Origin of the sequence: Pelistega indica, from assembly GCF_000506865.1 — a bacterium.
GTDB lineage: Bacteria > Pseudomonadota > Gammaproteobacteria > Burkholderiales > Burkholderiaceae_B > Taylorella > Taylorella indica.
This window is the reverse complement of the sequence record NZ_AYSV01000063.1, coordinates 26,275-49,187: the sequence shown is the minus strand read 5'-3', so window position 1 is coordinate 49,187 and position 22,913 is coordinate 26,275. Positions and strand designations below refer to the sequence as shown.

The window sequence follows — 22,913 nt, the reverse complement described above, 5'->3', positions numbered from 1 at the left end:
AAAACTGTGATTTTTTAATCTTCTTTGCCAGAGAAACTTATGATTCGATTTTATAATAGACAGCCGAAGGAGTAATGAATGGATGTAAATATAATTGCGACATTAACAATAACATTTTTGGCTGTTATATTGTTTGCTACAGAAAAAATTCGTATGGATGCCGTAGCCATAATAGTATTGGTTTTATTGGTGATAACTCATCAGGTCTCGGTCGATGAAGCTATTGCAGGTTTTAGTAACTCAGCTACTATTACTGTGGCGGCTATGTTTGTGTTAGCGACTGGATTACAAAAAAGTGGTGCTTTGGATGGTATTGGTGCTTTATTGGGCAAAGCAAAATCAGCATGGATTTTTTTATTGATTCTGCTCATGATTACTTCTGTTATATCCCCTTTTGTTAATAACACCGCTGTAGTTGCTGTATTTATTCCAATTGTTATTTCGGCTTGTCAGCAAATCAAATTATCACCGTCAAAAGCGTTGATTCCTCTATCTTTTGTTTCACAAATGGCAGGAGTATCTACTCTTATAGGTACATCAACGAACTTATTGGTGAATTCTATTGCTATTCAACAGGGACATAAAGGGTTTGGAATGTTCGATTTCACACCGATGGGAGTGATTTTTTTAGTAGTCGGGGGAGTTTATTTACTCTTTATCAGTAAATGGTTGCTACCTGATACGCATGCCAAAATCGAAGATGAGTTAGGGTTTGGTAAGTATGTTGTAGAGCTAAAAATACTTGCATCATCACCGCTTATTAATAAATTAGCTGATGACGAAAAATTGAATGAAAACTTCAATGTTTATATTCTTGGCTTATTACGTAATGGTGAGAAGCTATCTACGCCATCCCATCAAGAACTACAAGAGAATGATATTTTGTTGGTGCGAGGAGAGGTTGAAGATATTTTAAAGTTGGTCGCTAAGTATGAATTAGCACATAGCTCAGGGTATCAAGACTTAAATCCTCAAGACAAACAACATCAGTTACGCATTGCAGAGGTAATGATTGCGCCTAATTCAAAATGGATTGGTACAAATGTCTCATTATTGATGCGGGTATGGAATAAAGATTGTCGTGTATGGGGAATACAGCGACGAGGCAATGTGGTTAGAGAACGTTTGCGAGATATTTCTTTAAGGGTAGGGGATATTTTATTATTGACCTTGCCTGAAATAGATATCAGTGATTTACGACAGGATAATCATTTTATTTTGTTGTCAGAAGGTAGTGTTCGGCAAGGTAAGAATTGGCGTGCTAAATTTGCTTTATGTGTCATGGGGGCTGTAGTTTTATTGGCAGCTCTGAATATAGTACCTATCGTGATTACGTCATTAATAGGTGCTGTAGCGATGGTAATGGTTGGTTGTTTGTCGGCAGAGGATGCTTATGACAGCATTGATTGGCGTATTATTATTGTCTTAGCTGGGTTATTGCCTTTGGGGCAAGCGATGGCGAATAGTGGGGCAGCACAGTTTATTGTCGATAATACCTTGGGGAAAGTACAAGGTTTTGGTCCATTGGTAGTGTTAATCATTCTTTACTTAATGACAATGATTCTAACTGAATTTATGAGTAATGCTGGAACAGCTGTTCTATTAACACCAATTGCCGTTTCGACTGCCAAGGTACTAGGAGTGGATGCTAGCCCCTTTATTGTTGCAGTAGCATTTGCTGCGGCTACTAGTTTTATGACCCCAGTAGGTTATCAAACCAATACTATGGTCTATGGTGCAGGGGGGTATCGATTTATTGATTTCTTAAAGGTCGGCTTACCATTGAATCTTATTTACCTAGTCTTGGGCGCCATATTTATTCCTATATTTTGGCCATTTACCACATAATCGTCTATAAATGATAAATGCCATACTAAAAGGTTATTCAGATATGGCATTTATTTGGTGATAAGTATTTTAAAAAGATATAGGCAATTTACTCATTAATTAAACAAAGTCTCTAGCTTTTGCTTGATTTTATCAGTGTCCTCACCATTAGAACTCAGCAAGCGAGCCTTGCCATCACGATCAAAGATATAAATGCCTTGAGCGTGCATTACTTCATAATTATTGGCATCATCAGCAGATTTAGGTTTCCCAATTTGGTAAGCAACCCGGTATCGTTTAGCGATATCAGCAATTTCTTTTTCTGTGCCTGTCAGGCCTATAGCACCATTATTAAACGCATCTACATAGGCTTGTAGTACTTTTGGTGTATCACGATGAGGGTCAACACTGATAAACACGATTTGCATTGTTTCCATTTGCTCTTTGCTTAGTGAGTTTCTAAGTTCGCTTAATTCAGCCATAGTCGTAGGACAAATATCAGGGCAAGAGGCATAACCAAAGAAAACGAGAACTACCTTACCCTGTAAGTTTTTCTCGGTGAAATGGTCATTATCAATTTTTTTGAGATCAAATTTTAAATCAGGTAAGTTTCCCTTAATATCATAAATAGTAGTTTCAGCTAATACGGCTGTGTTTAAAAACAAACTCGCTGATAAAGAGAGAGCTGTAAAAATTGTTTTGATTTTAAACATTTTAATCCTCAATTAATATCATAAGGTTAAATATTCTCTAGCATGCCATTATGACGCAATAATGCCTCTGGTTGAGGATCTCTACCTCTGTAAGCTTTAAAGAATTCCGCTGCAGGCATAGAACCTCCTACCGCTAGAATTTTGTCTTTGAATTGACGTCCAATATCAGGATTGACAGTACTACCTTGTGGAGTGCGGTTTTCTTCGAATAGGCTATAGGCATCAGCTGATAAAACCTCAGCCCATTTATAGCTATAATAACCAGCCCCATAGCCTCCAGCAAATAAATGAGAGAAGTTATGAGGAAATCTATTCCATGTGGGAGGAATAATAACAGCTACTTCTTGGCGTACTTGATTTAAGATATCTAGTACATCTTGGATGGTTAGTTTCTCTGTTTTTTGGTGGATAAGCATATCAAAAAGAGCAAATTCGATTTGTCGAACAGTTTGCATACCACTTTGGAAATTTTTGGCAGCTAGCATTTTTGCAAACAAATCATGAGGTAGTTTTTGGTTGGTTTCCCAATGACGAGTCATTGGCTCCATTACTTCCCATTCCCATACAAAGTTTTCCATAAACTGAGAAGGGAGTTCGATAGCATCCCACTCTACACTAGAGAAAGGTGAAGCAGCAGGCTCTTTAACTTTTGATAATAAAGCATGTAGTGCATGTCCACTCTCATGGAATAAGGTGATCAAATCATCTGGTGACAAGAGGGCAGGTTTGTTTGCTGTTGGAGGGGTAAAGTTACATGTCAAATAGACAATTGGCGTAATGGTATTGTCATTATAAATATGACGACTTCTTTCAGAACCAACCCATGCGCCACTTTGCTTGCCTACACGGGCATAAAGATCAAAATAAATGTATCCAATGGTTTGGTTATTTTCTTGTACGGCAAAAACCTTGACATCAGGATGCCATGTTGAAATAGCAATAGGAGCAAAATCAACTTGGTAAAGCGTTTTAACAATAGCAAAAAAGCCTTTTAATACAGTATCCTCAGGGAGATATTGTTTGATTTCTTCATCAGAATAGGTGTATTTTTGTTGTCTTAGCTGCTCGGACACATAGGCATAGTCCCATGGATTTAATGAGTCAATGGCTAATTTTTCTTTAGCAAAGGCTTTGAGTGTATCTATATCTTTTAAGGCATAAGGTTTGGCTCGACTGGCTAAATCGCGTAAGAAGCTGATAACTTGTTCTGCTGTGTTAGCCATACGTGTTTCCAACTGCATATCGGCAAAATTTTTGAACCCGAGCAAGTGTGATTCTTCTTGGCGTAAACGTAATAATTGTTCAATATTGTCAGAGTTGTCAAAACGGGTATCACCTTGGTCAGAGGCAATAGTGCTATAACCACGGTACATAATTTCACGTAGCTTGCCATTTCGTGCATATTGCATAACAGGAAGATAAGACGGCATCTTTAGGGTAAATTTATAGCCATCTTTGCCATCGGCTTTAGCTGCCTCAGCTGCAGCAACTAGAGTATCTTCAGGAATGCCAGTTAGTTCATCCTTAGAAAGTACATAGTGTGCCCAATTATCAACTGCATCTAAAGAGTTTTCGCTAAATTTTTGTGATGTGTTAGCAAGTTGCTCGCTAATTTGTGCATAACGTTCCTTATCATTTCCTTCAAGTTCTACACCACTTAATTTAAAATCTCGAAGAGCAAGTGTAATTACACGTTGTTGACTGAGACTTAATGTGTCAAACTCTGCTGAATTATGTAATGCTTTATAGTGATGATAGAGGTCTTTGTTTAAGCCAATCCATGTTGAATACTCAGTGATAATCGGTAGGATTTCATTGTAGGCAGCTCTTAATTCAGGCGTATTTACCACTGAATTAAGATGGTTTACGACATTCCATGCACGCCATAATTGTGAAGAATTTACGGCTAGAAACTCTACAAAACTGTCCCATGTCAATGGTGCAGGTCTTGCAGCGATTTCTTCAATAAGCGCTTTGTTCTCAGTTAATAACTGTTTTATGGCGGGGACGATATGCTCTGTTTTTATTGAGGAGTAATCGATAAATTCTGTGACTGGAACGAGTAATGGATTATTGCTTGTCATTGTATTCTTGCCTGAATTGATAAGTTTTATTGTCGTGTACTAATTGTGCTTTAGCCCTAGCGTTAAAATTAACTTGATTATGAATCAACGAATGCTTCCTAAGCAGAGAAGGGCTTATTGCTAAAGCTAAAGGGTGGTTTCTTCTAAAAGAAAGTAAACCACCGTTATGACACTATAAGATAGGGATGTTAGGCTGTTTTTAAAGAGCGCTCTGCTGATTCAATTGTATTAACCAACAGCATGACAATTGTCATAGGTCCTACGCCCCCAGGAACTGGTGTGATGGCACTAGCCACTTCTGATGCAGATGAAAACTCTACATCGCCTTTTAATTTACCATCTGCCATACGATTAATTCCTACGTCAATGACAACAGCACCAGGTTTAATCATATCGCCGGTAATCATTTCTGCTCGACCAGTGGCTACCACAAGAATATCAGCACGTTTTGTATGTGCAGCTAGATCTCTGGTCTTTGAATTGCAAATAGTGACGGTTGCACCTTCTTTTTGCAGCAATAGAGCCATAGGCTTACCAACAATATTGCTAGCACCTACAATAACAGCCTCAGCACCACGTAGATTTACTTTTTGTGCTTCAAGCATTTTCATCACACCATATGGCGTGCAAGGAATAAAGCGTGGATTGCCTGTCATCAAGGATCCAGCATTGCTCACATGGAAACCGTCAACATCTTTTTCGGGTGCAATAGTATCAATGACTGTATTGGTATCAATATGTTTAGGCAGTGGTAGTTGCACTAAAATACCATGTAAATCTTTCTGTTGATTGAGTTTGCGAATTTCTGTTAACAATTGTTCTTGTGTAATTTCAGCAGGAAAACGCAACACCTCACTTTTCAACCCCAAGCTAGTGAAGGTATTGTGTTTACTATTCACATAAACTGCTGATGCAGGGTCATCTCCTACTAAAATGACAGTGAGAGCAGGGGTAATGTGGTTTGCTTTTAGGTGTTGGATTCTTTCACTTAAATTTTGTTTAATTGAATTGGCAAGTGCTTTACCATCAATGATAGCTGCTGACATAATAATCCTTTAAAAATACTATTGATTATTAGAGGCGTGCAGAGCCACTTTCATCAGGTCAGCCACAGTAGATACTTGTAGCTTTTCCATGATGTTTGCTCGATGCGCTTCTACTGTTTTGATACTGATGTTCAAATCATCAGCAATTTGTTTGTTTAAACGACCAGCTACAATTCTACCAAGGACTTGTTGCTCTCTAGAAGTTAAGCGGTTGAGTAATTCCTCATTAGCACGTTGGCTTTGAGCAACAGATGCACGTTCAATAGCCTCACGTGTTAAGTTAGAAATTACTTCTTGGATATCGGCTAGATTGAAAGGTTTTTCGATAAAATCTACAGCACCTTTTTTCATGGTGTTTACAACCATTGGTACATTGCCGTGACCCGTGATGAATACAATAGGAATATTGGCTTTACGAGCATTGAGTTCTTCTTGTAATTGTAATCCTGTCATCCCTGGCATACGGACATCGGTAATAAGAATACTAACGATAGTTGGATCATATTTTTCGAGGAATTCTTCACCACTAGCAAACGTTAGCACTTCATGTCCATTGGTTTCTAATAGGAAACGTAAGGAGTCTCTTACGGCATCATCGTCATCTACAATATAAATAGTGCTACTGCTATTTGTCATTATTGATTTCCTCTACTGTGGTTAATTTATCTTTGCTATCTGTATAAGCAAAGGGTATTTTAAACGTAAATATAGTACCACCTTCTGGGTTAGAAGTTGCCCATAATTGACCATTATGAGATTCAATAATGGTTCGGCAAATATTTAATCCCATGCCCAAACCTTCTGTTTTGGTACTAAAAAAGGGTTCAAAAAGTCTATCTGGTTCTTTGAGCCCATGCCCACGATCCACAACGGATACTTCAGCGTGCCGATCGACTTTTTTTACAAAAACCTTGATAGCGGGTTCTTCGCTCTGTTGCATGGCCTCTAGACCATTTTTAATCAGATTGAGTAAGACTTGCTCGATAAGAATAGGATCCGCAAATACATCGGGGAGATTTTCTTCAATATGACAGTCAATTTGCTTACCATATTTACGGGCATCTAATTCTGCTAAGTCTAAGGTATTTGATAGAATGCGATTAATAGAGACTTTTTGTCTGCGTGGATCACTGCGTTTGACAAAAGCCTTAATACGACTAATAATTTTGCCAGCACGTTCAGCTTGTGAGGCTGATTTTTCTAGCGCAGTAATTAGCATTGGGTTATCAGTTTGACCTGCTTTCAATAGGCCAATGGCTGCCGTATTGTAGTTAACAATAGCCGTTAATGGTTGGTTTAACTCATGTGCTAACGTAGAGGCCATTTCCCCCATTGTTGTTAAGCGACTAGTAATTTGAATTTTTTCTTGTTTGAGTCCTTGATTCTTCTTCAAATTTTAATCTTTCGGTAATATCTCGAGCAACTTGAAGCCTAACTTTTCGTCCATCAGTCCAACTTAGTGTGCGATGATGCACTTCAAACCAAATATTAACTAAGGGGATAAAGTATTGATTAACACCGTCAATATTTTCTTTACTCTGTTTTAGTAGTTCTTGATGTCCATAGGGTTGAGAGCCGAATAAACGACGATAGGTACGATTAGCAAAAAGAATTTCAATTCCATTAGGCGTATCGGCAGCGACTGAAATAGCATCATCTAAACTTTCTAATACGGTCATAAAGCGTTCGTGTGCGGCGGAAAGTGCTTCACGTACACGTTTAGGTTCAGTAATGTCTGTCATAGAGGTCATCCAACCTATTTGATGACCGTCAGGATTACGCATGGGAGAAACATACATACGAGCAGTAAAGTGTGTTCCATCACGGCGTTGGACTTCAAGCTCTAGACCAGAACTTGGCGTTTTGCCGGTTAATACTAGTTCCATGGTGCGCATATGTTCTTGGTGTTTACCGGGAATCCAATAAGGATATGGCTGAGTAGACCCTACCAAGCTAGTTTCATCCCAACCAATGAGGCGACAAAAAGCCGGATTGACATAGATGATGCGTCCTTGCATATCAATCACTCGCATCCCTGTGGACATGGAGTTTTCCATCGCTCGTCGGAAAATAGTTTCAGTTTCAAGCGCTTGTTCAGTATTCGCACGTTGACTGTTAAATCGCCACATCAGGAATAAACTAGAAAATAATTAGAACAGATAAGGCAATAATAATGAGGTTTAATAGTCGTTGCAATCCTTCGTTATTATCGACAAAATAGGGTAATAGATTAGTCTGAATTTGTTGTAGACTAAAAAATGCAATCATGACGACTGTATATAGCAAAATCACGAAAACTGGTGCAATCCAATAAAAACGTCGAGGCTTTGTTGCATAGTTCAATGACTTACTGATTAAGTTCTTGTGGCTGTGGTCATTCATAATGTTTTTTAATCTTTCCTAGATTATCTAATTGTACAAAAACACGTATCATCGTTGTGTGCTTTTGCGGAATTAATAAATTGCTAGTTATATAAAGCATCAATGAGGTATAAATTTCTCATAATATGGTAATCAATCTCATTATATAAAAAAAGAAGTATTTAATCTTAATTAGCGTCATAAAAGTATGGCATAATCGGGTGAATAAGTTGAGTTTCCTATGAGAAAGGCGTTAAGGCTTTTTCTTTGGGGGTGACTTGTAAACAAAAAAACGATTTTAATAGGAGCAATGCATGGCTACGAATGAAAAAACACAAGACGTAGATGCCGTAGAAACCAAAGAATGGTTAGAAGCTTTAGAAGCGATTCTTGATAGAGAAGGTCCGGAGAGAGCACACTTTATTATTGAGCAATTAACAGATCTTGCTCGTCGTTCTGGCTCAAATATTCCTTATTCTCCAAATACGGCTTATGTTAATACAATTCCGCCAGGATTAGAGCCACCAAATCCAGGTAACTTAGAGCTAGAAGCTCGCATTCGTGCTTATGTTCGTTGGAATGCGATGGCGATGGTTGTTCGTGCAAACCGTATTGATTCTGATGACGGTGGTAGTCTAGGTGGTCACATTGCTTCTTTTGCTTCGTTAGCTACTATGATTGGTTGCGGTCAGCATCACTTCTGGCATGCAGAGACAGAGGATCATGGTGGTGACTTAGTGTATTTCCAAGGTCATTCATCACCAGGTGTTTATGCGCGTGCCTTTTTAGAAGGACGTATTTCCGAAGAGCAATTAGATAATTTCCGTCAAGAAGTTGACGGCAAAGGCTTGCCTTCTTATCCACATCCAAAATTATTGCCAGATTTTTGGCAATTTCCGACAGTATCAATGGGTTTAGGTCCAATGATGGCGATTTATCAAGCCCGTTTCCTTAAATATTTACATGCACGTGGTATTGCGGATACCTCAAAACGTAAAGTATGGTGCTTCTGCGGTGATGGTGAGATGGATGAACCAGAATCTTTAGGTGCAATCAGTTTAGCGGCACGTGAGAAATTAGATAATCTAATTTTCGTGATTAACTGTAACTTGCAACGTCTAGATGGCCCAGTTCGTGGTAACGGTAAAATTATCCAAGAATTAGAGGGTGATTTCCGTGGTAGTGGTTGGAATGTTATTAAGCTTATCTGGGGTAGTTATTGGGATCCACTGTTAGCACGTGATAAATCAGGCGCTTTACGTAAAATTATGGAAGAGACCGTTGACGGTGAGTACCAAGCCTATAAAGCGAATGACGGTGCTTTTGTGCGTGAGCATTTCTTTGGTAAAGATCCACGTACATTAGAAATGGTTAGCCGAATGAGCGATGAAGAAATTTGGCGTTTAAATCGTGGCGGTCATGACCCTAACAAGGTGTATGCAGCGTTTGATGCGGCAATGAAGACCGAAGGACAACCAACAGTAATTCTTGCTAAAACAATTAAAGGATACGGTTTAGGTCAAGTCGCTCAAGGTAAGAACCCTGCACACCAACAGAAAAAGCTAGATGATGAAGCCGTTCGCGAATTCCGTGACCGTTTCAATATTCCTATTCCAGACGACAAAATTAGTGAAATCCCATATTTCAAACCATCAGAAGATTCTGCTGAGATGAAGTATTTACGTGAACACCGTGAAAAATTAGGTGGTTACTATCCTCGTCGTCGTGAGCGTGCTGAAGAGAAATTCAAAGTACCGAACTTAGATGTGTTTAAGGCAATTTTAGAGCCAACGACAGAGGGTCGTAGTATTTCAACAACGCAAGCATTTGTGCGTTTCTTAAATCAATTGTTGCGTGATAAAGACTTAGGTGAACGTGTTGTACCTATCCTATCTGATGAGTCTCGCACTTTCGGTATGGAAGGTTTATTCCGTCAAATCGGTATTTATGCACCAGAAGGTCAAAAATATGTGCCTGTAGATAAAAATCAGGTGATGTATTACCGAGAAACAGCCAACGGACAATTGCTACAAGAAGGGATTAATGAAGCAGGGGCATTGTGTTCATGGATTGCAGCGGCGACATCGTACTCGACCAACAACCGCATTATGATCCCATTCTTTATTTATTATTCAATGTTTGGTTTCCAACGTATTGGTGATTTTGCTTGGGCGGCAGGTGATATGCAAGCACGAGGCTTCCTATTAGGCGGTACGGCTGGTAGAACAACATTGAATGGTGAAGGTCTACAGCATGAAGATGGTCATAGTCATATGCTTTCTTCTACAATTCCAAATTGTGTTTCTTATGACCCTACTTATGCACATGAGGTTGCTGTGATTATGCAACACGGTTTAAAACGTATGGTTGAAGATCAAGAAAATGTTTTCTACTACATCACATTGATGAACGAAAACTACGCTCATCCTGGTCTTAAAGAGGGTGATGAAGAAGCCATTATTAAAGGTATGTATAAACTTAAAGAGGGTGCGGTAGGTGACTTACGTGTCCAATTATTAGGTTCAGGCACCATCTTACGTGAAGTAGAAGAAGCTCAACTCATGTTAGAGAAAGACTGGGGTGTAGCTGCTGATGTTTGGTCTTGCCCAAGCTTTACAGAGCTACGTCGTGACGGTTTGGATTGTAATCGTGAAAACTTATTGAATCCAACTGCTACACCAAAAGTTCCTTTTGTCACTACACAGTTGCAAAATACTCAAGGTCCCGTGATTGCATCATCTGACTACATGAAGATCTTTGCTGATCAAATTCGTGAGTTTATCCCTGCTGGCCGTACATATCGAGTATTAGGTACAGACGGCTTTGGTCGTTCAGATTTCCGTTTCAAATTACGTAATCACTTTGAAGTGGATCGTTATTTTGTGGTTATTGCTGCCTTAAAAGCATTGGCTGATGAAGGTAAACTACCTGCTGAAAAAGTGCAAGAAGCGATTGCTAAATATGGCATTAATGTCAATAAAGCTAATCCACATCACGCGTAAATTTAATTGAATTTGGGCAAAGTGAAGCAAGTTTCTTTGCCCTCACCAAAAGGAATATGAGAATGAGTCAATTAGTACAAGTCAAGGTACCTGATATAGGTGATTTTGATGAAGTTGAAGTCATTGAGCTGTTAGTCAAGGTAGGGGATACTATTGCTACTGAGCAAAGTTTGATTACTGTAGAATCTGATAAAGCATCTATGGAAATTCCTAGCGATACAGCTGGTGTTGTTAAATCCATTGCCGTCAATGTTGGTGCTAAAGTTAAGCAAGGTAGCGTTATTCTTGAGGTGGAAGCAAATGATAATGTCTCCACCACAGAAACAAAAGCAGAAAACCCAGCGACACCTGCAGTACAGGAAAAAGTAGCTGAGCCAGTTATCGCTACTGCATCTGCACCTGAGAAAGCCTCTGTAGCAGGTGGTTTAGTAGATGTAGTAGTTCCAGATATTGGCGACTTTGATGAGGTAGATGTCATAGAAGTGATGGTTGCCGTTGGTGATGATATCAAAGAAGAACAAAGCTTGATTACTGTAGAGTCAGATAAAGCTTCAATGGAAATACCTTCAAGTCATGCAGGTAAAATTGTTGAATTGAAGGTGAAAGTAGGTGATAAAGTTAAGAAAGGAACTTTAATTGCTAAGGTTGAATCAACTCAAGCTAGCCCTGTAGTGAGCACGGCTAATGCTGCCCCTACAGAGCCAACACCAATAGAGTCAAGCTCTCAAACTGTAGTAGCACCAGTTCAAGCCTCAAAAGAGCCTCCTCGGCAATCCCCAACGGCCTCTTATGCATTAAGTGGTGCAGAGTATAGGAACTTGCCTCATGCTTCTCCTTCTGTTCGTCAATTTGCTCGTGAGTTGGGCGTTGATTTAACACAGGTTAAAGGGACTGGACGTAAAGATAGAATCACAGCAGATGATGTACGTGCCTTTGTTAAAGCAGCATTATCTGTGGCTCCTAATAACAATGTGAGTGCTGGAAGTAGTACTGTCGGTGGTGGTTTATCTGTCTTGGATTGGCCTAAAGTTGATTTCACTAAATTTGGTCCAATTCAAACGAAACCGCTTTCTCGGATTAAGAAAATTTCTGGTGCTAATTTACATCGTAACTGGGTCATGATTCCTCATGTGACTAATAACGATGAAGCAGACATTACTGACTTAGAAGCTTTCCGCGTACAATTGAATAAAGAGTATGAAAAGGCTGGTGTGAAATTCACTATGCTAGCTTTCTTGATTAAAGCTGTTGTTCAATGTCTGAAAAAATTCCCTGAATTTAATGCCTCTTTAGATGGCGATAATCTTGTTTTAAAAGAGTACTACCATATTGGCTTTGCTGCAGATACACCGAATGGTTTGGTGGTTCCTGTGATTAGAGATGCAGATAAAAAATCAGTTTCAGATATTGCTAAGGAAACAGCCGAGTTGGCTAAATTAGCACGCGAAGGCAAATTATCACCAGCACAAATGCAAGGAGGATGTTTCTCTATTTCATCATTAGGTGGTATTGGCGGTACTCATTTTACACCAATTATCAATGCGCCTGAGGTTGCTATTCTTGGCGTGAGTCGTTCATATCAAAAACCAGTATGGGACGGTGAAGCATTTGTACCACGCTTAACAATGCCATTGTCATTGTCATATGATCATCGAGTCATTGATGGTGCAGCTGCCGCTCGTTTTAATGTTTACTTGTCTCAATTATTAAGCGACTTCCGTCGTGCATTAGTGTAAGAGGGGTAGCTAATATGAGTACAGAAATTAAAGTGCCAGATATTGGCGATTTTGATGAGGTTGAGGTCATTGAGATTCTGGTTAACGTGGGTGATACCATCAAACCAGAGCAAAGCTTGATTACTGTTGAATCCGATAAAGCATCGATGGAAATCCCCGCTGATGTTGGTGGTGTTGTCAAGGCTATTAATGTGAAGCTAGGTGATAAAGTGAAGCAGGGCAGTGTTGTACTTACTGTAGAGGCAGATTCTGCTACAGCTCAACAGGCACCAGCCCCAAAGACAGAAACATCAGTAGCTAAGACTGAAGTCAGCCCTCAAAAAGCAACTGAACAAGCAGTTGTTGCGCCTGCAGGAGTAAAGTCTAATGCAGGTGATGATGCCTATGATGTGGTGGTGTTAGGAGCAGGTCCTGGTGGCTATTCCGCGGCATTTAGAGCGGCAGACTTGGGTTTAAAAGTAGCTTTAATTGAGCGCTACTCGACCCTGGGTGGAGTATGCTTAAATGTAGGTTGTATTCCATCTAAAGCGTTGTTACACAATGTCGCTGTCTTGGAAGAGGCTAAACATTTAGCTGCAAATGGTATTAGTTTTGCTGAGCCTACTGTTGATTTAGATAAACTGCGTGCTTATAAAGATAATGTAGTAGCCAAATTAACAGGTGGTCTAAGTGGTATGGCTAAAGCACGTAAAGTCACGATTATTACGGGCACAGCACAATTTAAAGATGATCACCATTTTGTCGTAGAACTTACTGCAGGCGGTACACAGGAAGTTGCTTTTAAAAATGCTATTATTGCTGCGGGTAGTCAATCGGTGAAATTGCCTTTTTTACCAGAGGATGATCGTATTATTGATTCAACTGGTGCATTGGCTCTCAAATCTATTCCACAAAAAATGCTTATCATTGGCGGTGGTATTATTGGTTTAGAGATGGGTACAGTCTATTCTGCATTAGGAGCGAGATTAGATGTTGTGGAAATGATGGATGGTTTAATGCAAGGCGCTGACCGCGATTTGGTTAAAGTCTGGCAGAAAAAGAATGAACATCGTTTTGATAATATTATGATCAAAACCAAAACTGTTGGTGCAGAGGCTAAGAGTGATGGTATTTATGTGACGTTTGAAGGGGAAGGTGCTCCTAAAGAACCACAACGTTATGATTTAGTCTTACAAGCTGTGGGACGCTCTCCAAATGGTAAAAAAATTGCTGCTGACAAGGCTGGCGTTATTGTGAATGAACGAGGTTTTATTCCTGTGGATGCGCAGATGCGCACAAATGTGCCTCATATTTTTGCCATAGGTGATATCGTTGGACAACCAATGCTAGCTCATAAAGCTGTACATGAGGCTCATGTAGCGGCAGAGGTTATTGCAGGACAAAAAACAGTATTTGATGCTCGTGTAATTCCGGGCGTTGCATTTACTGATCCGGAAGTGGCTTGGGTTGGACTAACTGAAGATCAAGCGAAAGCACAAGGCATTAAAATTGAGAAAGGGGTATTCCCATGGGCTGCCTCAGGTCGTGCTATTGCCAATGGTCGTGACGAAGGCTTTACTAAGCTTATTTTTGATGCGGAAACTCATCGCTTACTTGGTGGTGCGATTGTGGGCACGCATGCGGGTGATTTGATTAGTGAAATTTGCTTGGCGGTAGAAATGGGGGCAGATGCTACGGATATTGGCAAAACGATCCACCCACATCCTACGCTAGGAGAGTCAGTCGGTATGGCAGCAGAAGTAGCTCATGGTAGTTGTACTGACTTACCCCCGCAGAAAAAACGTTAAGCGTTAATTCGTTGAGTGGTAGTAAAAAAGGCTCTGGTTAGATGACTAGAGCCTTTTGAGTATTCAGAGTGAACATAATTTTGAGCCAGTTGCTGTTATCCTATTTAACGCTGACATTTTTTACAAAAAAATGTCCCTCTTTGCCCAATAGTCGTTTTTTGAATAGGTGTTTGACAAATTTTGCAGGGTTGACCATCACGACCATAGACAAAATATGTTTGCTGGAAATAACCACTTTTTCCGTCACTATCAACAAAATCTTTGAGAGTACTTCCTCCTAGTGCAATGGATTTCTCCAATACATCTTTAACACACTCTACCAGGCGAACACACTCTTTTTTGGTTAGACGGTTAGCCGGGCGAGTGGGGCGAACTTTGGCATGAAATAGGCTTTCATTCGTGTAGATATTACCCACACCAACGACAACAGAATTGTCCATTAAGGCTGTTTTAATTGGTCGTTTTTGGGTTTTTAAGCAGTCATAAAGATAATCACCATTAAAGTCATCGCTAAGTGGCTCTGGTCCTAGTTGACTAAGTAATGTATGCTGTTGATTTAAATCATTCCATAAAATGGCACCAAATCGTCTAGGATCGTGGTAGCGAAGAGCAGTACCGTCCTCAAAAATAATATCTACATGGTCATGTTTTGATGCAGATGGTATAGGGGAGTGAAAAATGCGTAAACTCCCCGACATACCTAGATGGATAATTAGGTCACCTGTATTGAAATGGATTAACAAGTATTTTGCTCGTCGTGTACAGCCTAGTACTTTATTTTGACATAATAAGTCATTAAGATTATCGGGAATCAGCCAGCGAAGTCTAGGCTGTCGGATAATAGTTGATGATATTTTTTTGTTGAGGATGTAAGGGGTAATTCCACGTAGGGTGGTTTCCACTTCAGGTAATTCGGGCATCTGTTAAACCAATATTTTATTCACGTTTAGTATAGGGTTGAAATAAGTTTTTTTCTTAGTGTAAGTTTAATACTTATATTTGGATTAAACTAAAGTTGGTTTATGTCTCAATAGATTTTATAGGATATATTATGAATAATGGCTCAACAACTACAAATTTAAGTTTTGTAACGCGTTTTTTCCACTGGTTAATTGCTTTAGCCATAATTGGCATGTTGATATTCGGTTTCTTACTAGATGATTTTAAGGAATATAGTGGTTTACATAAATCTATTGGTGCAATTATCTTTGTCGTAGCTACCTGTAGAATATTATGGCGTATTAAAGAAGGATGGCCTACTCCTGTGAATATGGGAGTGCCGCAGTGGAATCTAACCCTTGCAAAAGTTACCCATTGGATACTGATATTGCTCACTGTCTTATTACCTTTAAGTGGTATGTGTATGTCAGTGGCTGCGGGTCGTGGTTTAAATGTGTTTGGTGCTGAAATTTTTGCTTCTAATATAGTAGACGGTAAGGCGGTAGCATTGAATCCCTCGTTAGCAGGTTTTGCTAATGATATGCATGAAACGTTGCCAGTAGTGTTAATTATTATGTTGGTATTGCATATTGTTGGAGCCCTTTATCATCACGTCGTTTTAAAAGACCGTACATTATCTAGAATGATGGGTCACTAAAATGATTTAATACTCAATTCCATGGTAAGGCTGTGTTAAAATGTAGACTTTTCTGCATTACACAGCCTATATTTATTATGTCTGTTCCAACACTACATAGTTCTTTACAAGAGTGGCTTACTTATTTAGAAACTCTTCATCCCAAAACAATTGATTTAGGTCTAGAGAGAATACGTCCAGTAGCGGACAAGCTGGGGTTAAATCAATGGCATGGTAAAAAAATCATTGTTGCAGGTACAAATGGCAAAGGTTCAACTTGTGCTATGTTAGAGGCGATTTATTTATCTGCGGGTTATAAAGCAGGTATGTATACTTCGCCACATTTGATTAAGTTTAATGAACGTATTCGTATTAATGGTGAGTATGCTTCAGATGAGGCAATTATTGCAAAATTTGCTGAAATTGAAGTTGCACGAGGGGATATCACATTAAGTTATTTTGAATATACAACACTGGCAGCATTCTTACTTTTTAAAGAAGCAGAATTAGATATATCTATTCTTGAAGTGGGTTTAGGTGGGCGTCTTGATGTGGTTAATTTGATTGATGCTGACTGTGCGATTGTGACTAGTGTGGATATTGATCACACCGAATATTTGGGGAATACGAGAGAAGCTATAGGTTGGGAAAAAGCTCATGTCTTTAGAACTGGCAAACCCGCTATTTGTAGTGATCCAGAGCCTCCTGAAAGTTTACTTAATTATGCTAAAGAAATCGGTGCTGATTTATGGCTGTTTGGTCGTGATTTTAATTATGATGGGGATAAACAGCAGTGGGCATTTGCTGGTAGAGGTGGTAGGAAAAGTGCTCTTACATATCCTGCGCTAAGAGGAGCAAATCAGTTGCTTAATGCATCGGCGGCTTTGGCGGCAATTGAAGCACTTAAGCCGCATTTAGCGGTTCCAATTCAAGCAATACGAGAAGGGTTGTTACTTGTAACTTGGCCTGGTAGATTTCAAATTTTACCAGGTCAACCAACAACGATTCTAGATGTTGCTCATAATCCTCATGCGGCAGCAGTATTAGCACATAACCTATATAGTATGTCTTATTTTCCTTATACCTATGCAGTTTTAGGTATGCTGAAAGACAAAGATGCTGTAGAAGTTATTCAAAAATTTAAAGGCATTGTTGATTATTGGTATGTTACCGACTTGCCAGGTCCTAGAGGAAGAAAAGGGCAGGAATTAGCCGACATCATCAATACAAACCTACCTAAAGATAGCCAAGGTTTACCGACAGTAGAAGTATGTGCTTCTCCAGAAGAGGCTTATCAAAAGGTCAAAGAAAAAGCAAAAAACAATGACAGAATTGTTGTATTTGGTTCTTTTTTAACCGTTTCTGCTGTATTGGACTATATCAATCAGACAAACAACTCATCACTTTAATCAATTAAAGGATTGAAATGGGATTATTTAATAAAAACTCATCACGTACACACATGACTCAACGCAGACCGATTCCACGCTCTGCGCAAGCTGAACATCAAGATAGTGATTTACGATATAAAGCAAAAAGTAAGCTTATTGGTGCCGTAGTTTTAGCTATTTTAGGCGTTATTTTGTTACCGTTTATTTTTTCAAATGACAAACCAATCTCTACAGTGATACAGGAAGGTCAAGCACCTTTGGTAGCACCTAGTGGGGATAATAAAAATGGTTCAACGGGAGCTATTTCTATTTCTACAGCACCTGGTGTAGCATCGGGTCAAAATGTTAATGAAGGTACTGTACAAACAACACCAGCTGAATCGACAACAGCTAATACAAACACAGGAGCAACTGGCACAGAAGAAATTCCTCAAAGCGTTGCAAATGCTGTTGGCACAGGAATACCATCAACTAAAGGTAACTCTTCTACATCAGTACCTTCAACGTCAGTAGCACAAGATACATCTAATCAGCTATCTAACACGACGGGAAATAGCAAAACTGAAGTGGAAGTATCACCAAAATCAGTAGCGCAACAGACGTCAGATAATCAAGTTTCAGTAACTAAAAATACTGAACCAACACAACCAAATAAAGTAGCGAAAAAACCTGAAAATAAAGTTGCTGATAATAAACCAACAGATAAACCTAAAGCAGCTCCCAAAATGGGCAATACGGTTGATAATGTTAAACGTACAGATGATGGTAGCGCTGCGTTAGCATTGCTAGAAGGACGTAAACCAACTGCAGAGAAAACGACAAGTGCAAGTTTCTCTAAAGCACAATCAGCAGCTAAAGAAACGACAGCCAATACTCGTTTAAATGTTCAAGTTGGGGCATTTTCTTCAATTGATGAAGCTAGAGCACAACGTGATCGCTTAAGTAGCGCAGGTGTGTCTAATGCTTTTGTGCAAAGTGCCGTAGTTAATGGTAAACAGACTTATCGTTTACGAGTAGGACCTTTTACCAGTCAAGAATCCGCTCAAGCTGCCTTAACTCGTTTACGTGGATTAGGTCATAGTGGTTTTATTACAGGTAATTAAGCGTGACAGAGTTTGACTATGTAGTATTGGCTGTGTTGGCTTGTTCTGGGCTATTAGGCTTTATGCGAGGGTTTTTGAAAGAAGCCTTTTCGTTAATTGCTTATGTTGCTGCTGGATATGCTGCCATGATGTGGGGACCAAGGGCTATCCCATGGTTTCAGAGTTTATTTGATAATCATTATGTCAGTACGGCAATAGCTTATGCAGTTGTATTTATAGGTGTACTATTATTGGTGGGTTTGCTTAATATTACATTAAGCTCAATGATTTCATACGCTGGTTTAGGTCCAGCAGATAATGGTCTAGGGTTAATTTTTGGCCTTGCTAGAGGTGTTATTATTATTTTAGTGGTGGCTATTTTACTCGGCTATACTGATTTGCCTCAATCAACTTGGTGGCAAAATGCAAAATTTTCAGGAATTGTTGTTGATGCGATTAATCATTTAAAGACATATGTTCCTGCTGAATTCTCAACATATTTACCGTATTAATTTTTAAAGGGTTTCAACGCTATGTGTGGCATCGTGGGTATTTCAGGATTATCACCTGTTAATCAATCAGTTTATGACGCCTTACTTTTATTGCAGCACCGTGGTCAAGATGCTGCGGGTATAGCAACATCAAAAGATAACCATTTTAGTATGTTCAAAGCACATGGTCTGGTACGAGATGTATTTAGAACCAGAAATATGCGTTCCTTGCCGGGTAATACAGGGATTGGGCAAGTTAGATACCCAACAGCAGGGTCTAGTGATAGTATTGATGAGGCTCAGCCATTCTATGTGAATGCCCCGTTTGGTATTACATTTGCTCATAACGGTAACCTAACTAATCCTGATGAATTACGTGAGCAATTATTCAATATTGATAAAAGACATATCAATACTAATTCTGATTCTGAAGTATTGCTAAATATTTTTGCTCATGAACTACAACTTGCCAGTGATAAGCAACTTAACGATCATGAAATGATATTTACAGCGATTAAGGCATTGCACAAACGTGTACGCGGTGCTTATGCGGTAGTGGCTGAAATTACTGGCTTTGGCATGGTAGGCTTTAGAGATGTTAATGGTATTAGACCCTTGTGTTTGGGACAGTTGAAAACAGAAGCAGGGACTGAATATATGCTAGCTTCTGAGTCAGTAGCTCTTGAGGGGTTAGGCTTTGAATTAGTCCGTGATATTGCACCTGGTGAGGCGGTATTTATTGATGAGCAAAAAAATGTTTTTTCAGAACAATGCTCAGATGCCTCAAAATTGAATCCTTGTATTTTTGAGTATGTGTATTTTGCACGCCCTGACTCAACGATTGATGGTGTGAATGTTTATAATGCACGTCTTAAAATGGGGCAATATTTAGCAGCAAAAGTAGCCAAAGAATTAAGATTATCTGATATCGATGTGGTGATGCCAATTCCAGATACCTCTCGACCAGTTGCTATGGAGTTAGCTGCTCGTTTAGGATTAGACTATCGTGAAGGTTTCATCAAAAATCGTTATGTTGGTCGAACCTTTATTATGCCAGGACAATCAGTCCGTAAGAAATCCGTTCGCCAAAAACTAAATGCCATGAGCGTAGAGTTTAAAGATAAAAATATTCTTTTGGTAGATGACTCTATTGTTCGTGGTACAACAAGTCGTGAAATTGTCGATATGGCAAGGGCAGCAGGAGCTAAAAAAGTCTTTTTTGCTTCCGCTGCACCAGCCGTTCGTTTTCCTAATGTATATGGTATCGATATGCCTACCCAACAAGAATTAATTGCCCATAACCGGACGACAGAAGAAGTGTGTGCAGAAATCGGTGCTGACGGTCTTGTTTATCAGGGGCTAGAAGATTTGAAAAAAGCGGTATGGGATATCAATCCTAATATAGCTAATTTTGATACATCATGTTTTGATGGGATATATGTTACGGGTGATATCGATCAGGCTTATTTAGATCGATTAAGTGCACAAAGAGGCAAACCTATAGAGAAAACCTCTGGTAGCATGTCGGTCAATATGGGTGTAGAGAACGATTAAGATGGATATTATTCAAGCACCTATGGCGGGTGCTCAAGATGCCGATTTAACTATTGCTGTCAGTAAGGCAGGGGGGATAGGTTCTTTGCCTGCGGCAATGCTTTCCACGGAAAAACTTGCCACTGAGTTAGAGCGTATTAACTCAAGTCTTGATGGACAGCATTACAACGTCAATTTTTTTGCACATACCTCACCAGACTATAGTGTTACTCAAATTTCTCAATGGCATGCTTTCCTAAAGCCTTATTTAGAAGAGTTTGGCTTGAGTACACAAGATATTCCTACTGGTGTAGGTCGTATGCCATTTAATCAAGAAGGCCTTGCTTTAATACAAGAATTTCGTCCACCTATTGTGAGTTTTCATTTTGGCTTGCCAGATGACTCGTTGCTAGCGACAATTAAAAAGACTGGTGCAGAAATATGGTCGAGTGCGACAACAGTTGCTGAAGCGAAGTATCTTGAGTCGAAAGGGGTGACTAGGATAATCGCCCAAGGGTTAGAAGCAGGTGGCCATAGAGGAATGTTTTTAAGTCAAGACTTATCTGAGCAACTCGGTTTATTTTCATTGTTACCACAGATAGTCGAAGCAGTAAAATGTCCTGTGATTGCAGCAGGTGGTATTGCCGATGCTAAAGGAGTTAATGCCGCTAGGCAATTAGGAGCAAGTGCGGTTCAAGTGGGTACCGCTTTCTTATTAGCAGATGAAGCTAAGATTTCTGCGGCACATAAGCAAGCGTTGCAAAGTGAACAAGCACACCATACGGTCATCACCAATATTCTTAGTGGTCGATATGCTCGTGGTATTATTAATCGGATTATGCGTGAAAATGGTTTAATACATCCTGATGTATTACCTTTCCCTGGAGCAAGTTTAGCGATAGGTATGCTAAAAGCACATGCTGAAGTAAAACACTGTTATGATTTTTCTTCTTTTTGGGCGGGGCAAAGTGCTTTATTGGCTAAATCTGGTAGTGCCGCTGAAATTTTGCAGCGATTAAAAAAGGGCGATGACTAAAAAATGATCTGCACCCCAGAAGTTGGACTAAATCTCTAACTTAGTAAGGTACAGATTTATTATGACTAAAAAGCCAAAGCTAGACTTCTTTCGATGTTACTAGGCTTTGGCTTTTTTGATATAAGCCTTAACTTATAACTTATGGATAGCTTTGTTTAGTGTTTTTTAAGGTAATTGAATAAGTCTTTAGGATTGTCTAGATTAGGGGCTATAGAGATTGCTTGGGCTAAACCAAGTTCTTTAGCGACATCTGTCATGTAGCGAACCGCAGAGAAGTCCTCAATTGCGAAGCCTACTGAGTCAAAAATAGTAATTTCTTCATCACTCGTGCGAGCAGGATTGCCTGAAGCAAATACATTAGATAATAAAGAAACTTCAAAATCTGCAGGCATATTTTGCAATTCTCCTTCAACACGTGTTTGAGGTTCAAATTCAATATAGACCTTACCCATATTTAGGACGCTAGGCTCTAATTCTGTTTTACCTGGACTATCACCACCAACAGCATTAATATGCATCCCTTTTTCTATCATAGAGGCCTTGATGATATGGGCTTTTGAATATTCTGCTGTGACAGTAGTAATAATATCTGCACCTTTTACGGCTTCTTCGACAGAGTCACAGATAGTAATTTGGATAGAAGTATCTTTTAAATTTTCAGCTAATTTTTTGCTAGCTTCTTTATCAATATCAAAAAGTGCTAATTCATTAATACCTAATAGATAATGAAAGGCAAGAGCTTGGAATTCGCTTTGACAGCCATTACCGATAATCGCCATACGTTTGCTATTTTTACGTGCTAAGAATCTAGCAGTCAATGCCGACATAGCCGCTGTTCTAATGGCCGTAGTCAGTGTGAATTCACTAATAACACCTGGTAAGCCAGTTGAGTTATTAATTAATGCACCGAATGCTAAAACAGTTGATAAACCAGACTTAGGATTGTCAGGATGGCAATTAACATATTTAAAGCTATATTGATCTTTGCTGGCGATAGGCATTAATTCTAAAACACCATTGTCTAAGTAACTAGCAACCCTGGCTGATTTGTCAAACTCGTTCCAACGCAAGTAATCCTTAAGGATATAGTCCGCCACTCCTTCAAAAACTTCCTTAAGTCCTTTTTTGCTGACGATTTGTGCAATATCTTGTGGGCTGATTAGAATAGTTGGCAAGCTGCCTTTAATTGCTGATGTACTCATAACGTTGTCCTTAAAATTATAATATATATAGTTTCTCTTATTTTGA

The 22,913-nt window shown here is 39.3% G+C and carries 16 protein-coding genes and 1 pseudogene; 10 read left to right on the top strand and 7 right to left on the bottom strand.

What is annotated here, in order from left to right:
- Positions 1-78 precede the first annotated feature (78 nt).
- Positions 79-1,848, top strand: coding sequence for an SLC13 family permease (locus V757_RS18785; RefSeq protein WP_023950070.1), 1,770 nt, complete (start codon positions 79-81; stop codon positions 1,846-1,848).
- A 95-nt stretch (positions 1,849-1,943) separates the two neighbouring features.
- On the opposite strand, the gene V757_RS18780 is transcribed toward V757_RS18785, so the two are convergent.
- The 5 genes and pseudogenes from V757_RS18780 to V757_RS18760 form a co-directional block, all read right to left on the bottom strand.
- Positions 1,944-2,540 (bottom strand): SCO family protein, encoded by a 597-nt coding sequence (locus V757_RS18780; RefSeq protein WP_023950069.1) that lies wholly within the window; start codon positions 2,538-2,540, stop codon positions 1,944-1,946.
- Between the two features lie 26 nt (positions 2,541-2,566).
- The gene (locus V757_RS18775; protein ID WP_023950068.1) at positions 2,567-4,624 is read right to left on the bottom strand and encodes a M3 family metallopeptidase; all 2,058 of its coding nucleotides are present in this window, start codon (positions 4,622-4,624) and stop codon (positions 2,567-2,569) included.
- A 188-nt stretch (positions 4,625-4,812) separates the two neighbouring features.
- The gene (gene folD, locus V757_RS18770) at positions 4,813-5,670 is read right to left on the bottom strand and encodes a bifunctional methylenetetrahydrofolate dehydrogenase/methenyltetrahydrofolate cyclohydrolase FolD (protein ID WP_023950067.1); all 858 of its coding nucleotides are present in this window, start codon (positions 5,668-5,670) and stop codon (positions 4,813-4,815) included.
- Between the two features lie 18 nt (positions 5,671-5,688).
- Positions 5,689-6,306 (bottom strand): response regulator transcription factor, encoded by a 618-nt coding sequence (locus tag V757_RS18765; protein WP_023950066.1) that lies wholly within the window; start codon positions 6,304-6,306, stop codon positions 5,689-5,691.
- A pseudogene (locus V757_RS18760) lies at positions 6,296-8,052 on the bottom strand (PAS domain-containing sensor histidine kinase). The gene V757_RS18765 and the pseudogene V757_RS18760 overlap by 11 nt, the downstream one beginning before the upstream one ends.
- A gap of 293 nt (positions 8,053-8,345) precedes the next feature.
- Between V757_RS18760 and aceE the strand changes: the two are divergent.
- The 3 genes from aceE to lpdA all read left to right on the top strand — a co-directional run bounded on the left by aceE (position 8,346) and on the right by lpdA (position 14,556).
- The gene (aceE, locus tag V757_RS18755) at positions 8,346-11,033 is read left to right on the top strand and encodes a pyruvate dehydrogenase (acetyl-transferring), homodimeric type (protein WP_023950065.1); all 2,688 of its coding nucleotides are present in this window, start codon (positions 8,346-8,348) and stop codon (positions 11,031-11,033) included.
- A 62-nt stretch (positions 11,034-11,095) separates the two neighbouring features.
- On the top strand, positions 11,096-12,769 hold the full coding sequence (aceF, locus tag V757_RS18750; protein ID WP_023950064.1) for a dihydrolipoyllysine-residue acetyltransferase: 1,674 nt from the start codon (positions 11,096-11,098) through the stop codon (positions 12,767-12,769).
- 14 nt (positions 12,770-12,783) lie between these two features.
- Entirely contained in the window at positions 12,784-14,556 is a 1,773-nt protein-coding gene (gene lpdA, locus V757_RS18745; RefSeq protein ID WP_023950063.1) for a dihydrolipoyl dehydrogenase, read from the top strand.
- A gap of 104 nt (positions 14,557-14,660) precedes the next feature.
- Here lpdA and mutM read toward each other — a convergent pair whose 3' ends face one another.
- On the bottom strand, positions 14,661-15,476 hold the full coding sequence (gene mutM, locus V757_RS18740; RefSeq protein WP_023950061.1) for a bifunctional DNA-formamidopyrimidine glycosylase/DNA-(apurinic or apyrimidinic site) lyase: 816 nt from the start codon (positions 15,474-15,476) through the stop codon (positions 14,661-14,663).
- A 131-nt stretch (positions 15,477-15,607) separates the two neighbouring features.
- Between mutM and V757_RS18735 the strand changes: the two genes are divergently transcribed.
- The 6 genes from V757_RS18735 (at position 15,608) to V757_RS18710 (ending at position 21,665) form a co-directional block, all read left to right on the top strand.
- Positions 15,608-16,153, top strand: a complete 546-nt coding sequence (locus V757_RS18735) for a cytochrome b (RefSeq protein ID WP_023950059.1) — start codon at positions 15,608-15,610, stop codon at positions 16,151-16,153.
- Between the two features lie 77 nt (positions 16,154-16,230).
- Entirely contained in the window at positions 16,231-17,541 is a 1,311-nt protein-coding gene (gene folC / locus V757_RS18730) for a bifunctional tetrahydrofolate synthase/dihydrofolate synthase (RefSeq protein ID WP_023950057.1), read from the top strand.
- Positions 17,542-17,558: 17 nt separating this feature from the next.
- Positions 17,559-18,626 (top strand): SPOR domain-containing protein, encoded by a 1,068-nt coding sequence (locus V757_RS18725; protein ID WP_023950055.1) that lies wholly within the window; start codon positions 17,559-17,561, stop codon positions 18,624-18,626.
- Positions 18,627-18,628: 2 nt separating this feature from the next.
- Positions 18,629-19,117, top strand: coding sequence for a CvpA family protein (locus V757_RS18720; protein ID WP_023950053.1), 489 nt, complete (start codon positions 18,629-18,631; stop codon positions 19,115-19,117).
- Positions 19,118-19,138: 21 nt separating this feature from the next.
- The gene (gene purF / locus V757_RS18715) at positions 19,139-20,650 is read left to right on the top strand and encodes an amidophosphoribosyltransferase (RefSeq protein ID WP_023950052.1); all 1,512 of its coding nucleotides are present in this window, start codon (positions 19,139-19,141) and stop codon (positions 20,648-20,650) included.
- 1 nt (position 20,651) lies between these two features.
- Positions 20,652-21,665 carry an NAD(P)H-dependent flavin oxidoreductase gene (locus V757_RS18710; RefSeq protein WP_023950051.1) on the top strand — a complete coding sequence of 338 codons (1,014 nt, stop codon included), beginning with the start codon at positions 20,652-20,654 and terminating at the stop codon, positions 21,663-21,665.
- Between the two features lie 155 nt (positions 21,666-21,820).
- Here the strand turns inward: V757_RS18710 and V757_RS18705 are convergent, their stop codons facing one another.
- Positions 21,821-22,867, bottom strand: coding sequence for an ornithine cyclodeaminase (locus V757_RS18705; protein ID WP_023950050.1), 1,047 nt, complete (start codon positions 22,865-22,867; stop codon positions 21,821-21,823).
- Between the last annotated feature and the right edge of the window lie 46 nt (positions 22,868-22,913).

Coding starts and splice junctions, on each gene's coding strand:
- V757_RS18780 (WP_023950069.1), bottom strand. CDS start 2,540: ATGTTTAAAATCAAAACAATTTTTACAGCTCTCTCTTTATCAGCGAGT.
- V757_RS18775 (WP_023950068.1), bottom strand. CDS start 4,624: ATGACAAGCAATAATCCATTACTCGTTCCAGTCACAGAATTTATCGAT.
- V757_RS18710 (WP_023950051.1), top strand. CDS start 20,652: ATGGATATTATTCAAGCACCTATGGCGGGTGCTCAAGATGCCGATTTA.
- V757_RS18725 (WP_023950055.1), top strand. CDS start 17,559: ATGGGATTATTTAATAAAAACTCATCACGTACACACATGACTCAACGC.
- aceF (WP_023950064.1), top strand. CDS start 11,096: ATGAGTCAATTAGTACAAGTCAAGGTACCTGATATAGGTGATTTTGAT.
- aceE (WP_023950065.1), top strand. CDS start 8,346: ATGGCTACGAATGAAAAAACACAAGACGTAGATGCCGTAGAAACCAAA.
- V757_RS18705 (WP_023950050.1), bottom strand. CDS start 22,867: ATGAGTACATCAGCAATTAAAGGCAGCTTGCCAACTATTCTAATCAGC.
- V757_RS18735 (WP_023950059.1), top strand. CDS start 15,608: ATGAATAATGGCTCAACAACTACAAATTTAAGTTTTGTAACGCGTTTT.
- V757_RS18765 (WP_023950066.1), bottom strand. CDS start 6,306: ATGACAAATAGCAGTAGCACTATTTATATTGTAGATGACGATGATGCC.
- folD (WP_023950067.1), bottom strand. CDS start 5,670: ATGTCAGCAGCTATCATTGATGGTAAAGCACTTGCCAATTCAATTAAA.
- mutM (WP_023950061.1), bottom strand. CDS start 15,476: ATGCCCGAATTACCTGAAGTGGAAACCACCCTACGTGGAATTACCCCT.
- V757_RS18785 (WP_023950070.1), top strand. CDS start 79: ATGGATGTAAATATAATTGCGACATTAACAATAACATTTTTGGCTGTT.
- lpdA (WP_023950063.1), top strand. CDS start 12,784: ATGAGTACAGAAATTAAAGTGCCAGATATTGGCGATTTTGATGAGGTT.
- purF (WP_023950052.1), top strand. CDS start 19,139: ATGTGTGGCATCGTGGGTATTTCAGGATTATCACCTGTTAATCAATCA.
- folC (WP_023950057.1), top strand. CDS start 16,231: ATGTCTGTTCCAACACTACATAGTTCTTTACAAGAGTGGCTTACTTAT.